The organism is Salegentibacter maritimus, from assembly GCF_016236915.1.
Classification (GTDB): Bacteria; Bacteroidota; Bacteroidia; order Flavobacteriales; family Flavobacteriaceae; genus Salegentibacter; species Salegentibacter maritimus.
Genome location: NZ_JAEHOK010000019.1, coordinates 25,693 through 39,842 on the forward strand (window position 1 = coordinate 25,693; position 14,150 = coordinate 39,842).

Below are 14,150 nucleotides of genomic sequence, written 5' to 3' on the forward strand. Positions count from 1 at the left end.
GTAATTTATTACCTTTAGGGCTATAAAGTTTAAATATGGTAAAAAAGCTAACCCAAAGTTTACGCAGGCCTAAAATGAAGTCGGTTAACCAACCTCCCGGAACAGTTACTTATGTAGGAAGAAAAGAGTCTGGTGAAACCAAGCTGGAAGTAATAGATTACAATAAAAATAATTTCGAGAAACTTACATCTTCCACTACCGAAGATGCTTTTAAATTTGAGGCAGAAGACCGTATTACCTGGTTTAATATAGATGGACTAAGCAATACCGAAGAAATTGAAAAGCTTGGTAAGTATTACGAACTGCATCCATTAATTATTGAAGATATAGTAAATACCACACAACGACCAAAGATAGATGAATATGAAGATTATTTATTTATAGTTGCAAAAATGCTATATCACCAGGATGGAAAATTAGTACATGAGCATATAAGTTTTGTTTTAGGTAGTAACTATGTGTTAACATTCCAGGAAGCTGGTGGAGATGTATTTGATGGGGTTAGGGGAAGGCTTGAAAAATCGTACGGGCGTATTAGAAGTAATGGCTCTGATTATCTTGTGTTTGCGCTTTTAGATGCTATAGTAGACCATTATTTCCTGGTAGTAGATGAGTTGAGCGAGAAAGTTGAAAGCCTTGAAGAACAATTATTTGAAAGTAAACCGGGCGATGATATCACTGCTGAAATTCAGGATCTTAAACGATCTATTTTAAGAGTTAGGCGAGCGGTTTTTCCCCTAAAAGAAGTTATATTTAGGCTTCAAAAAATGGAAAATGAGCTTATAAAAAGCCGCACTAGAAACTATATAGACGATCTACACGATCATATACTACAGGTTTCAGAAAACATAGATCTCTACAGGGAAATGGCCTGGGGACTTATGGATATGTATATGACCACCCTTAGCAATAAGATGAACGAGGTGATGAAAGTTTTAACCATTATGGCCTCTATTTTTATTCCCCTTACTTTTATTGCAGGAATTTACGGGATGAACTTTCAACACATGCCAGAGTTGCAATGGGAGTACAGTTACTATGTGCTTTGGGGGGTGATGATTGTGATTTTCCTCTTAATGATTTTTTATTTCAAGCGAAAAAAATGGTTATAACTCAAATAATAATATGAAAAAAATTACTTTAATTGGCCTTGCTTTGTCCTTTACGTTAAGTTGTACGGCGCAAAAAACAGAAAATCCGGTTTACATTGGTACTTATACCAAAAAGGAGGGGCATGTAGATGGAAAGGCCAAAGGAATATATTTGGCAATGCAAGACCCTGAAAACGGAAGTTTACAACCCCAAAAAACAGTTGCCGAAATTACGAATCCTAGTTTTGTAAAAGTCTCAAAAGATGGTGAAAACCTGTATGCCGTAAGTGAATTGGGAAGCGGGAATATAGATTCGGTATTTATTTATTCGTATAAAAGAAAGGAAGACAACAGCCTGGAAGAAATAGGAAAAATTTCTACCGAAGCTTTTGCGCCCTGCCATATTGAGATAGACAAAACCGGAGAGTATGTTTTTGTATCGAATTATTTAGGAGGTGTTGTGATGCTTTATAAAAGAGATGAAAACGGAAATCTTTTAAAACAGCAAAAGCTGGAGTTAGAGAATCCAAAAGAATCTCATGCACATTCGGTTTCAATTTCTTCCGACAATAAAACAGCTTATATATCAGATCTTGGGAACGATAGAATATGGATTTATAACTTTAATGAAAAGGAGGGGAAACTAAGTCCTAAAGAGCAATCATTTGTTGAGTTAGAAGAAGGTTCGGGACCAAGACATTTCGATATTTCTAAAGACAATAATTTTGCCTTTTCGCTGAATGAGATAAATTCTAGCATTAGTGTTTTTAAAATACAAAAAGAGGGTAAACTTGAATTAATACAGAATATTTCAAGTTTGCCTGAAACCTTCAACGGAAATAATTCGGGCGCAGATATTCACGTACATCCTTCCGGAAAATATGTCTATGCTTCTAATCGCGGCCATAATAGCATTGCGGCTTTTAAAATTAACCCAAATTCAGGAAAAATAAGCGTAATTGGCCATTACCCAACCAGAGGGGATACGCCAAGAAATTTTGGGATTTCCCCAGATGGAAAATTCCTGTATGCTGCCAACCAGGACACTTCAACTATTAGCAGTTTTAAGGTGAATATGGAAACCGGCGAACTGGAAGAACACTTGCTGCCTGTTGAGGTTATGTCTCCCGTTTGCGTAGAGTTTGCTGAAGATTAATTTTTATAAAAAGACCTCACTAATTTTAAACTGTGAGGTCTTTTAATCTAAAAATATATTCTGAAATGAATTCAGAATGATTTAAAGTTAAAATTGCTGGATTCAATTACTTACATCCACTTCTTCTATTACAAAAAAGCCATCATTGCCCTGTGCCTGGTACAGCGGCATAAAAATCCTGGCATCCCATTTACTTTTAACTTCTTCGCCGTTTTGTATCGCCAACACTTCTCCTTTTTCAATTTTTTGAAAATTTTCATAGCCCGGTTGCATTTTAAAAGAATCAGAATCTTTTAAACCGTGCCTATGTATCAGCTCAAAAGTTTTTTGTTCCGGGGCATTCTTTTTAGCAAAACGATCTACACATTCGGGATAGGTTTCAATTTTGGATAAATCCAGCTTACAGGCTTCTTTTAAAGCAAGCCAAATAACCCCTTCGTGATTTTCAACCGAAGTTTTATCTTCGTGCTGCCCGGCTTCAAAAACAAAGCCCGTCATCCCTATTCGGCTTAGATAATGATCTATATCCCCGGTTATAATATCACTAAACCCACGTACTATAAAAGTTGGGAAATTATGTGCCCAGGCGTCATTATCGTTCACTTCCTGTACAGAAACATAGGGCAAACTTGCCGATGAGGTAGTATGGCAATCCAGAAAATATCGTTTTGTATACTCCTTTTCCGGGTATTGATTTAAAATCTCAATGATTTCCCACATTTCTTTTTGTTCATGGGTATGCTTCTTTTTTTGTTTGATGTTTTCTTCGGTCCAAACCCTGTTTAAATCCTCATCTATATAACGTTTGTTTTGATTTAATGCTTTATGGTTTCCAGAAACTCCAACCAGGGTTCCTTGAATTGTGGGATTTGTCTTTTTTAATTGTTTAAAAACTTCTTCAAGAGCCTTTACACCACTGGGTTCATTGCCGTGGATTCCCGCGGTAACAAAAAGTAAAGGTCCTTCTTTATTACTGCTATATTCTCCAATTATCCTGGGAATATTTTTATTTGGTTTGTTGCTCATAACACGTGGTTTTTTATTGGCACCGCCAAAGGATAAATTACCCCCTAGGCTTGCCTATAAATTAAAAATTTGTTTTTACCGAATGCCTTCTCGGCTTGCCCCGAGACTTATTCCATACAGGCAATTTCCCTGTTGGTAAATTGATGACCATAAAGGTTTTTGTACTCAACTTTGCGTTCTATCGCCTCAATTACTACATCTGAGAATTCTGGTAATCCTATATCTTTAAAATGTTCCATCCCACCGGGACTTAACACATTAATTTCAATCAATTTATCTTTTACAACATCAAGACCCACAAAGAAAAGTCCGTCGCGAATTAGTTTTGGGGCAGTAAGATCTACAATTCGCTGCATCTCGGGAGTAAGGTCACTGCTATCGGCAGTGGCGCCCAGGGCAAAATTACTTCTAAATTCACCTTCCCCGCTTACTCGCCTAATAATAGCCTGTTTGCCGTCCTTAACCATTACACGACCGTTCATTAGAATTATTCTTACATCACCATCTTTGACGGCCGGCAAAAATTCCTGGGCAATAACATATCCCTTCTGGCTAATTGTTTCAATTATCTGATTAATGTTTTTTTCGTTTTCATCTACCAGAAAAACATTTTGCCCACCTGAGCCTTCCAGTGGTTTTAAAACAATCTTTTTATTGTTATTTTCCCAGAACTCCAGGATATCCTCTTTTTTTCGGGTAATAAGCGAGTTGGGTTTAATTTCTGCCGGAAGCTCTTCAAAGTATAACTTATCAATAAATGCATTAGAAAGAGCATAAGCATCGTTTAGTACCAATACCCCTTGCTGTTGCATCATTCTTCCAAAGGCAACCCCGGCTTGTTCTGCCCACTTTCGACCAGATTCTTCTTCGGTGGGATTATTTCTAATAAATAATACATCTAAAGTCTTTGCTGTGATCTTTCTTTTTCTGGCTTTAGAGCTTTGTAAAGCTTCCAGAAATTTTTTTGGTGATTTGGTTTTGGTATTCTTGGGTACCTGCGTGCTGTTTATGCTTATAGGCGCATCGTGGTGAAAATTAAAATCTCCCACTCCCATAGCATACACTTCGTGACCTCTGGAATGGGCCATAGTCATTAACATTACGGAAGTTCCGCAACTTTCGGTTTCAATATCGTTTAATACAAAGCAAATTTTCATTGGGTTATCATTTTTGAAAGGGGAAGTCCCTCCCTGATTAGGTTTAATTTATTGGTAATATTTTCGGTTAATAAATAACTGGGGCGCAACGCGCTTGTTTTTAATACTTTTCTTTCGGTTAGTTCTTCAATAATTTTGGTATGTTCTAATCCAAATTTTCCTGCTAGTAAAGGCTCATATTCTCCGCCATTTTGTAAATAATCACGAAGTTGTACCAAACCTTTTAAATAAATTATATCTTTTAGAAATCCGCCTCCCTGCATAATCCTGGAAGTAATATTAAAAGCCCTGGATGCAGAGAATCCGTAATCCATTTTTAATAGTCTAAATAACTGTGGAAATTCTGCTCCCTCAATTAAAGCTGAGCCCGCTATTACACGTCCGGCCAGTGTTCTAAGTCTGTTTGCCGTTAAGCCATCTACTAAATACTCAGACATTACGGCCAGGCCTTCCTGTAGCGGATCATAATCGGCAAGACCACTACTTAAAAGTTGCAAAGGCTGCCGGGTTCCGTTGTAATGGGTAAGCACATGGGTACCAACTTCGTGCTGAATTAAGGCCATTGCTTCGGTTTTATTCATTTTATAATCTGCCGGAACATAAAGCTCACCATTATTAACCATCATAATGTTCACATCTTTGCGAATATGAACTTTACTTTTAAAGTTTTCATCCTGTTCGGCGAAATAATCGAATTCTCTACGAGCCAAACTACTAAAGCCTTTGGCATCAATAAACTCGGCATTTTCATCTTCTTCTGTTTCATCAAGCTCTCTTAAAATTGTTCCTGCTTCTTCGCTTAATTTCGGACTTAAGCCTTTGTAAAGTCTAATGCTATTATAGAAAAAATTTGATGTACCTCGTTCGCTTAACATCGTAATTTGCTGATCCAGTTCTTCTCGTTTTTCCCTAAAAATATGGGACATAGCAGGATCGTCTATTTCTTCAATTTTTAAATTATAGAGTTCTCTTTTTAATAGATCGGGATCTATGGGAAGCAACCTATAATGGTAATCCAAAACTTTTTCGTACTTGCTTTCAAAAAACGTGTTTTTTATATCCTGAATATTAGCCGGTGAAATAAGCCATAGAAACTGGTAAGAACGTTCTATTTTTGCCAGGGCTTTGTCTACCTCAAAAACTTTTTCTTTTAAGTGTTTTCTTCCCAATGCAAGATAACTGCCTACACCGCTGGTAGTTTGTACACGCACATAATCGTAGATGGCTTTGTGAATACAGGTTATAAGGTAGTCCTTAAACTGCCTTAAAAAGACAGGATAAATTTTGTTGTCTTTATCGCGGAAAACAGGTGGAATTTCAAGGCCTACAACTACAGCACCTGATTTTTTTGCCTCTTCAATACTCAAAATTTCCTGATCGCCTTCTTTTTGTCTATTTGGGGTGTCTTTTATTTCAGCTTTTAAGTATAATCCACTAAAAACCTGATTGATATCATTAAGCTCTTTTTGTAAAACTTTTATAGAGGTAGGGAGCTTTTCAGCCGGAGCCTTTATAGTAAAACAATCATTGGGCTCACCCGTATAGATTTCAAAAATCATATAAGATTTAAAATCTGTTGAAAGTTTATCTGCTAAAGCATAAATAAGTTTTCGATAGGCCTCAAAAAACTTATCTCCAATTAAAAGATAGGAAGCTTCACTAACAACTATTCGTTCGGTACCTTCATCCTTCTGTCTTTTTCTGTATACTATCAGGTAAGGTAAATTGTCTTCTATATGTATTAAACCTCCTCCTGGAAGTGAAGCACTTAGTTTGCCATCTTCTTCCAGGATTGTTAAAATTTTTTTAATCGATTTTTCCGATAAATCAGATATATTCAGCATTTTGGTTTTCTTCTAAAAGTTTACTCGTTAATCGAGATTTATGCTTCGAGGTTTAGCCCGAAATCAAAAAATCTTTTCATTTAATGCCTCGTTGGCTTGCCATGAGGTAATTTACTTGTTCTATGTTACTAGAAAACCACTTTTATGTAGCACTAAATTGAACATATAAGTGGTTAAACTTGAAATAAATTTAGAAAGAAAACCAGTGAATATTAATTTGTAAACCTACTTTGGGTTTTATTTAAGAGATATATAGAAAATTACTTAAAAGCCTTTAAAATTAGCCGAAAGCACTTATTTGAGATAGAATGCCTGATGAAATTTGTTAGTAGGCGAAAAATATATTCACTTTTCCTTTGATTTTTCAACCTGATTACGGGCGCTTTTAATTTCCTCTTTCGTGGCAGGTTTTGGTTTTTGTTCTGCGGCTTTTTCGGATTCTAGATTGAGTTCTATATATAACGGCAAATGATCTGAATCTATTTTGCTTCCCAGTTTAAAATCGGATACTCTAAATTCTTCGGTTACAAAAACGTGATCTAAAGACCAGCGCATCCAAAAACTGTTAGCATCGAAAGTGTTATAAAAACCTCGGCCAATCCTGGTATTTAATAATCCGCCAACCTTTTGAAAGAGGGCAGTAGTTGAAGACCAGGCTACATCGTTAAAATCTCCGGCTACTACAACCGGTAATTTAGAGTCTCTGGCCATGAGGGCTACTTTCATCATCTCTGCATCCCTATCGGTAGAAGAAGGGTTATGCTGCGGCATGGGAGGGGTAGGATGGATGGCGTGAAACATTATTTCTTTACCCGATCTTAATTCCAGGACGCTATGAATAGAAGGAATACTATCATCTACTAAATATCGCAGTTGGGGATTTTTGAGTGCTAATTTTGAATAAAGTAACATCCCATAAGTATTATCCAATGGCGCTTCAACTTTATAGGGGTAAGAAGCAGTGATTTTAGAAAGATCATTTTTCCATCGGCTATTCGTTTCTGTAAAAAGCAATATATCGGGATTTTGCTTTTTGATATCGGCAATTATCAAATCGGGATTTTCGTTTTCCTGCAACACATTGGCCGAATAAAGGCTAAATTTATTACTGGTATTTTCTGAGGAAACCTGTCCAACCTCGTAGTTTTTATGGGGAAAGTAGGGATATATTTTCACCACCTGAAAAGTAAAACAGGCTATAAGCACCCCCATAAAGATATAGTCTTCAATTCTTTTAACCTCAAACCTAATAAAATAGGCAGCGATTGCGGTAAGGGTAAGCAGGCTTAATTGAATGTGTAAATAATCAAAGATTCTTATCCACCAATAGTCGGCTGCAATTAATGGAACTAAGGTCATTACCACTGCGATAATCCCAAAAACCTGAAGAAATCCTTTTAAAGTCATATTACTTTATTGGTATCGCCAAAGAGTATACCCGAGGCTTACATCGAAATTAAAAATTTGTTTCCAACTAATGCCTCGTTGTTTTGCCTTTGGAATTTTACTAATATTTTGATGAAAAATATGATAAGTTAAATAAAATTAAGCATTTTGATTTCTTTTTAGCCAATAATTGAGAATTAATGCTTAAAAGCTTGCCGATGGATAAAAATCTTTCCATCTAAGGCGTTTGATTTGCCACAAAATAATTTATACGCTATTTGAAATTTAAATAGACTTAGATTGATGCGGGCTAAACTATTTTTTCGCCTTGTTGGTAGATCCACTTTCAATTTGCTTATTTAAATAATCTCTTAAATCATCACCTGATGGAGCCTCAAACAATTGAAGATCAAAAAATGATACCGCGGCTATTACATGATCAAAGATGTCGGCAGTGATATACTCGAAGTTTTCCCAGCGTTTATCACGGCTAAAGCATAGAATTTCTACAGGAATACCGTGTTCGGTTGGTTGTAGGTGCCGTACAATAATGTACATTTCTTTATGAACCGCAGAATGATTGTTTAAATAAGTATCTATATATTTTCTAAAAATACCCAAATTGGTTTGGTTTCTTCCGTTTAATGGTAAGCTGGTATCAATTTGGTGACTAGCGTTGTATTCATTAATTTCATCCTGTCTGTCTTTAAGATAAGTAGAAATTAACTGGATTTTTTTATACTTTTCAATGTCTTCAGCGGTAATAAATTTAACCGAATTCTGCTTAATAAAAATCGCCCTCTTAATTCTTCTTCCCGGAGATTCCTGCATACCACGCCAGTTCTGAAAAGATTCAGAAATGAGGCTATAGGTAGGGATAGAGGTAAATGTATTGTCAAAATTCTGAACCCTAACCGTAGCGAGGGTTATTTCGGTTACGGTACCATCGGCTCCATATTTACTAAAAGTTATCCAGTCGCCAATTCTAACAATATCGTTTACACTAACCTGAATAGAAGCTACAAAGCCCAGGATAGTATCTTTAAAAATCAACAACAAAATTGCTGAGGCAGCACCAAGGGAGATAATAAAATTAATAACATCTTTGTCGGTAATTTCAGCTACAATAAAAAGCACTGCAAACAACCAAACAATAATCATCACTACCTGAATATAACTTTCAACAGGTTTGTCGTGAAAAGATTCTAAAGTTCTTAAATAGGCTTTTGTCCCCCTTAAAATGCTTCTTATAATCCAAACAATAAGAAGTATTATATAGATGTCTACTACAAAATAGAACGACTTAATGGCCAGTGGGAAGTCTACCAAGATAAAAGGTACGGTAATGTATACAATGAATATAGGAAGGATTTGCCCTATATATTTTGGAAAATTGGTTTTTATAAGAAAATCGTCAAACGAGGTTGTGGTTTTATTACTGAAACTTTTAAAAGCTTCTATCACAAAATTCTTTATCAGGTAATTAACCCCAAAAATTATTAAAATAAGAATCAGGATATTTAATAGCAGGTTAAGGTAAAGAGCCACCGTAGTATTTACCCCCTGATTAATTAAGAAATTTTCAAAAAGACAGATAAGATTCTTAAATCCTTCTTCTAGATCCATAGTTTAGAGATATTTTTTTTCAACATAAAAAGGACCAAATGGAACCAGGGAACAACCCAATATCACAAATAGTTCTTTAAAGTTCCAGTTTAGGGGTTTAAATAACCAAACAGCACCTAAAACATAGGCAATAAAAAGTACCCCATGAGCCATTCCTACTTGTTGTACCATTGCTGGCATATCCCAAATATATTTTAGCGGCATGGCGATAAATAATAACAATAAAAATGAAAGTCCTTCCAGGATACTTACATACTTAAAAACCTTTTTTTGCTTTTCTAGAGACATAGTTTAAAATTTAGATTGCAAAGATAGTTTTTATAGAGAATCTGGTAATTTATAATGGCTTTTTCCTTGAAATATTTAGCGGTGAATTTATATTCTATAAGAAGGATTAGCAAATTGAATTTTATTAATTTGCATTTTAATTAAAACAAAAGAAATGAGCTCAAAAATATTGGTAACCGGCGGACTTGGTTTTATAGGTTCACATACCGTGGTGGCACTTCAGGAAAAAGGTCACGAAGTGGTGATTATAGATAATTTGTCTAATTCTTCTATAGATGTGCTTGCCGGAATCACTAAAATAACCCAAAAAACACCGGCTTTTGAAAATATTGACCTTCGGAATAAAAATGAGGTAAAAGAATTTTTTGAAAAGTACCCGGATATTGAAGGGGTTATTCATTTTGCTGCTTCCAAAGCCGTGGGAGAAAGTGTTGAAAATCCATTGCTTTACTACGAAAATAACCTTTCGAGCTTAATTTATTTACTCCAGGAACTACAACAAAAAGAAAGTGCCTATTTTATTTTTAGTTCTTCCTGTACCGTTTATGGACAGGCCGATGAATTACCAATTACCGAAAATGCTCCGGTTAAAAAGGCCGAATCTCCTTACGGAAATACCAAGCAAATAGGAGAGGAGATAATTACCGATACGGCTAAAATCAATAAAAACTTTAAAGCGATTTCACTTCGGTATTTTAACCCTATTGGGGCTCATCCATCGGCTGAAATTGGAGAACTGCCAATTGGTACCCCACAAAACCTTATTCCTTTTATTACGCAAACTGCTATTGGAAAAAGAAAAGAACTTTCGGTATTTGGTGACGATTATCCAACCCCCGATGGAACTTGTATAAGAGATTATATTCATGTAATAGACCTGGCCAAAGCGCATGTTGTGGCTTTAGAACGTCTTCAGCAAAATAAAGAAAAAAGCAACTTTGAAGTTTTTAATCTTGGAACTGGGAAAGGAAGCTCGGTGCTGGAAGTTATTAATTCATTTGAGCGCTCTACCGGAGAAAAATTACCTTACAAAATAGTGGGTAGGCGCGAAGGAGATATCGTAGCAGCTTATGCTGATACACAAAAGGCTAATAAAGAATTGGGTTGGAAAACCGAAAAACATTTAGATGAAGCTCTAAAAAGTGCCTGGGAATGGCAAAAAGAAGTGGTGAAAATAGAGGAGAATAATTAATTTAACTGATGTATATATAAAAGAGAGGCTGTCAAAATTTAAAACAGCCTCTCTTTGTATTTATAAATACCTACCGTGTACCATTCACAATAAAAGCGTGAATTACCCCCGGAACCCAGCCCAGGGCAGTTAGTAAAAGACTTATTAGAAATGTGACCCCTAAACCATGTTTAAGAAATACAGATAGTGGTGGTAATAGGATATTTAAAATAATGGTTAACATAATTATATTTTTTTGGTTATTACTATCGAAATTACATAGAAATACCAGTCTAATAATTAGATTTAACGAGTTCTTGGTAGGGGTTTAACAAAACATCAGGCTTTAAATTTTCTATATCTGGCCAGCATAAATACATAAATGCTGTAGCATACAAAGCCCGCAGCAACTATGCCCATTAACCACGAGCCATATTGCGATTCCTGTAAGAATGAAAACGCATCAGTAGTACCTTTCATATTAGAGGTATTTGATGCCAGCGCAGCTTTAACAAAAATATAGGCAAGTATAAAAAATATGATGCCCCGGGCAATTAACCCAAGATAGCCGGTATTTTTAATGGTTTTTCTTTTCTTTTCGTCACTAATAGAATCATAACCAAAATCCTGTAAAAATTCTTTTGTTTTGGCTTTTTTAAATTGAAAGATACCTGCAATAGCCAGCCCAATACCAATTACAGCAAATACAATTACACCGGCAGTACCCGAAAGTCCCGAACTGGAATTGCCGCTACCAGAAGAAGCAGCATTAATTAAAGTCATAAATGCATAAACAGATAAACCAAGGTAAAGTATAGCACTTATAAAATATGCCAGTCTTTTCGCTTTCGCTTTTTTATCATCACCAATATTTTCTGGATCTTTTAAAGATTGGATAAATCTCCATACCGAATAACATAAAAGTCCAAGACCAAGTAGAATTAGTAAAGCATTTCCAAAGGGCTGCTTTTCCAAAAATTCAATTATCTGTAATTTACTGGACTTTTGCCCGCCCATATTAAAAGCAGCCAAAAAGGTAAGTACTCCTGTGATGCCATACACAGAAGCTTTAGCAACATAGCCAACACGGGCTACATTTTTTAGTTTAGAATCCATATTAAAATTTTAAGGTTAGTTCCTTAAAATTAGTTTTTTGGAATTTAACAGCAGTATTCTTGGGAAAAGTTTAGTGTTTACACCATTTCAAAAATTACCAGGGCATACAAATAAAAACGCACAAACCTAAGTAAACCAAACAATAAATAACTCGGGAATGGAAATTTTATAATACCTGCTGCAATACTTGTCATGGCAAAGGGAATAGGTAGTAATGCTCCTACAATAATTAAAAAGCCACCCCATTTTCTGGTATTTTTAATATGTTGAGCCATTTTCACTTCTATTGCTTCGTGAACAGCCGGGATTTTGGTCATCCATCTTCCCATAAAATAGGAGATCACACCGCCTAAATAAGATACAAGGGCTAATAATGAAAGATATAAAATAGGACTGGCCGATTTACCTGACCATGCAATAAATAGTTCAGGAGGAATTAAACCAAGCAGGGATTCTGAAGCAAAGAAAACACTAATAATACCCAAAGGGGAATAAGTCTCGGTTACCGTAACCAACATGTCCTCAATATCAAGAACAAACCTATCTATAGCCCAAAGTGCAGCTATAAATAAAACGATTGGTAAAATTGCTTTCTTTATGCTGTTCCAAACAAAACTGTAAAAACCGGTATAACTATAATACTGGTGTAACAAGCGTATGCGCGACTTCTTTTTAGATTTCGCATCTTTCTTCATCAAATTCTCCTTTAGCAATTTACTCACTAAGTAAGTTTATAAAACTTCGATATTGTATCAAAAAACTATATTACCTTACTTAATGTCCCGGAACAAACCCGAGATGGTTTCTTATTGAGGTATTCAATAAGATTTGCCCGATACCTTTCAAATATCAGGCCGTAATATTCATAAAAGTTACGATCTAATTCTCTTCTGCATATTCATTGAATGCGTTTACGTATTCACGCAACTCAATTTCATTTACACGATTTGAGGGGTCGGCCATTAGAGAAAGTAAATAATCCAGACTTTCCTGTCCGGTTGTTTCTTCCTGTACCGGTGCTTCCTCTCCTTCTTCTACCGCCTCATCATCAGGAATGGCAATATTAAAAGAATCGTAAGCCTCTACGTGTTCAAAGGTTAACCTAATTACTTTTGCTAATAAAGGCTGCCCTTCTTCTACTACAAGGGGTCTTAAGTCTTTGAGGTCGCTTATCAACGTGTTGGTGATTATTCCGTTGCGCATTAAATCACGCTGAATCTTGTTTAGTAATTTTTGGGCTTTTATATTGTTCAAGAGAAAATAAGTTAATCAGGTTATACTATTTTTTGCAAATGTACTGCTTTCGTCGTTTTATGAAACATTTTTGGAAAAAAATAAGTAGAAATTCAGATAAATATATTTGGAATTATATGACTGCTAATTTAAACAGATGGTTCTTATGGTTTTGATAAACAGATTTTTATATGTTGTTAGTTTAAAGCTTGGTTTAATATTAACAATATCTTAGTCCTTAAGATTTCAGCAAAATAGCATTGTTTAGTAGATTTAACTCAATCAAAAAAAATAAGAAATACTATGAATTCATTAAAAGGAAAAGTGGCATTTATAACCGGTGGAAGTAAAGGTATAGGTTATGGAGTAGCCCAGGCGTTGTTAGATTTAGGGATGAAGGTAGCTATTACAAGCAGATCTAAAGAGGCTGCTGAAAAAGCTGCTAAAGATTTAAGTGCAACCGATGCCTTGGGTCTCGAAGCCGATGTAAGAAATTACGAAAGTCAGGAAAAGGCTGTAAAAGCAGCTATAGATAAATTTGGACAAATGGATGTGATGGTAGCCAATGCCGGAATTGGGCATTTTGGTTCCATAAACGAGTTATCACCAAAACAATGGCAGGAAACGATAGACACCAATCTTACCGGTGTATTTTACAGTGTTAAAGCTAGTTTAGAAGCTCTAGAAAAATCTAAAGGATACCTTATTACTATTTCCAGCTTAGCCGGAACTAATTTTTTTGCAGGAGGAGCTGCTTATAATGCCAGCAAATTTGGCCTAACAGGATTTACACAAGCGGTGATGCTAGATCTTAGACAAAAAGGAGTGAATGTAAGCACCATAATGCCCGGATCTGTAGCTACTCATTTTAACAATCATACGCCAAATGCTGAAGATGCCTGGAAGATACAACCTGAAGATATTGGCGAGTTAGTAGTAGATCTTTTAAAAATGAATAAGCGTACGCTACCAAGTAAGATAGAGGTAAGACCATCGCAGCCACCAAAAAAATAATTTTTTATTAAGTTATATTTAGAGGCTGTTTTAAAAGGTTAT

The 14,150-nt window shown here is 35.6% G+C and carries 14 protein-coding genes; 4 read left to right on the forward strand and 10 right to left on the reverse strand.

From position 1 onward, the window contains the following. Positions 1 to 35 precede the first annotated feature (35 nt). Complete coding sequence (gene corA, locus I6U49_RS13320; protein WP_198629180.1) at positions 36 to 1,112, forward strand: magnesium/cobalt transporter CorA; 1,077 nt, start codon at positions 36 to 38, stop codon at positions 1,110 to 1,112. Between the two features lie 13 nt (positions 1,113 to 1,125). Then, on the forward strand, positions 1,126 to 2,247 hold the full coding sequence (locus I6U49_RS13325; RefSeq protein WP_198629181.1) for a lactonase family protein: 1,122 nt from the start codon (positions 1,126 to 1,128) through the stop codon (positions 2,245 to 2,247). A 102-nt stretch (positions 2,248 to 2,349) separates the two neighbouring features. Here the strand turns inward: I6U49_RS13325 and I6U49_RS13330 are convergent, their stop codons facing one another. From I6U49_RS13330 to I6U49_RS13355, 6 genes are all read right to left on the reverse strand, one after another. After that, positions 2,350 to 3,273: a M14 family metallopeptidase gene (locus I6U49_RS13330; RefSeq protein ID WP_198629182.1), complete on the reverse strand. Its 924-nt coding sequence runs from the start codon at positions 3,271 to 3,273 to the stop codon at positions 2,350 to 2,352. 107 nt (positions 3,274 to 3,380) lie between these two features. Further along, positions 3,381 to 4,430 (reverse strand): glutathione synthetase, encoded by a 1,050-nt coding sequence (locus I6U49_RS13335; protein WP_198629183.1) that lies wholly within the window; start codon positions 4,428 to 4,430, stop codon positions 3,381 to 3,383. Further along, on the reverse strand, positions 4,427 to 6,274 hold the full coding sequence (locus I6U49_RS13340; RefSeq protein WP_198629184.1) for a flavohemoglobin expression-modulating QEGLA motif protein: 1,848 nt from the start codon (positions 6,272 to 6,274) through the stop codon (positions 4,427 to 4,429). The genes I6U49_RS13335 and I6U49_RS13340 overlap by 4 nt, the downstream gene beginning before the upstream one ends. Before the next feature lie 345 nt (positions 6,275 to 6,619). Continuing rightward, a complete protein-coding gene (locus I6U49_RS13345) occupies positions 6,620 to 7,681 on the reverse strand; it encodes an endonuclease/exonuclease/phosphatase family protein (RefSeq protein ID WP_198629185.1) in 1,062 nt (353 codons plus the stop codon). Between the two features lie 294 nt (positions 7,682 to 7,975). Further along, on the reverse strand, positions 7,976 to 9,286 hold the full coding sequence (locus I6U49_RS13350; protein WP_198629186.1) for a mechanosensitive ion channel family protein: 1,311 nt from the start codon (positions 9,284 to 9,286) through the stop codon (positions 7,976 to 7,978). Positions 9,287 to 9,289: 3 nt separating this feature from the next. Beyond that, positions 9,290 to 9,574: a DUF3817 domain-containing protein gene (locus I6U49_RS13355; RefSeq protein ID WP_198629187.1), complete on the reverse strand. Its 285-nt coding sequence runs from the start codon at positions 9,572 to 9,574 to the stop codon at positions 9,290 to 9,292. Between the two features lie 154 nt (positions 9,575 to 9,728). Here I6U49_RS13355 and galE point away from each other — a divergent pair, with 154 nt between their 5' ends. Next, positions 9,729 to 10,766 carry a UDP-glucose 4-epimerase GalE gene (galE, locus tag I6U49_RS13360; protein ID WP_198629188.1) on the forward strand — a complete coding sequence of 346 codons (1,038 nt, stop codon included), beginning with the start codon at positions 9,729 to 9,731 and terminating at the stop codon, positions 10,764 to 10,766. A 70-nt stretch (positions 10,767 to 10,836) separates the two neighbouring features. Here the strand turns inward: galE and I6U49_RS13365 are convergent, their stop codons facing one another. The 4 genes from I6U49_RS13365 to I6U49_RS13380 all read right to left on the reverse strand — a co-directional run bounded on the left by I6U49_RS13365 (position 10,837) and on the right by I6U49_RS13380 (position 13,115). Then, on the reverse strand, positions 10,837 to 10,995 hold the full coding sequence (locus I6U49_RS13365) for a YqaE/Pmp3 family membrane protein (RefSeq protein WP_193709774.1): 159 nt from the start codon (positions 10,993 to 10,995) through the stop codon (positions 10,837 to 10,839). A gap of 89 nt (positions 10,996 to 11,084) precedes the next feature. Next, the gene (locus I6U49_RS13370; RefSeq protein ID WP_198629189.1) at positions 11,085 to 11,861 is read right to left on the reverse strand and encodes a DUF1206 domain-containing protein; all 777 of its coding nucleotides are present in this window, start codon (positions 11,859 to 11,861) and stop codon (positions 11,085 to 11,087) included. 77 nt (positions 11,862 to 11,938) lie between these two features. Continuing rightward, positions 11,939 to 12,556, reverse strand: a complete 618-nt coding sequence (locus I6U49_RS13375; protein ID WP_193709775.1) for a YqaA family protein — start codon at positions 12,554 to 12,556, stop codon at positions 11,939 to 11,941. Positions 12,557 to 12,740: 184 nt separating this feature from the next. Continuing rightward, entirely contained in the window at positions 12,741 to 13,115 is a 375-nt protein-coding gene (locus I6U49_RS13380; RefSeq protein ID WP_198629190.1) for a hypothetical protein, read from the reverse strand. Between the two features lie 282 nt (positions 13,116 to 13,397). Here I6U49_RS13380 and I6U49_RS13385 point away from each other — a divergent pair, with 282 nt between their 5' ends. Continuing rightward, positions 13,398 to 14,108, forward strand: a complete 711-nt coding sequence (locus tag I6U49_RS13385) for an SDR family oxidoreductase (RefSeq protein ID WP_198629191.1) — start codon at positions 13,398 to 13,400, stop codon at positions 14,106 to 14,108. Positions 14,109 to 14,150: the final 42 nt, after the last annotated feature.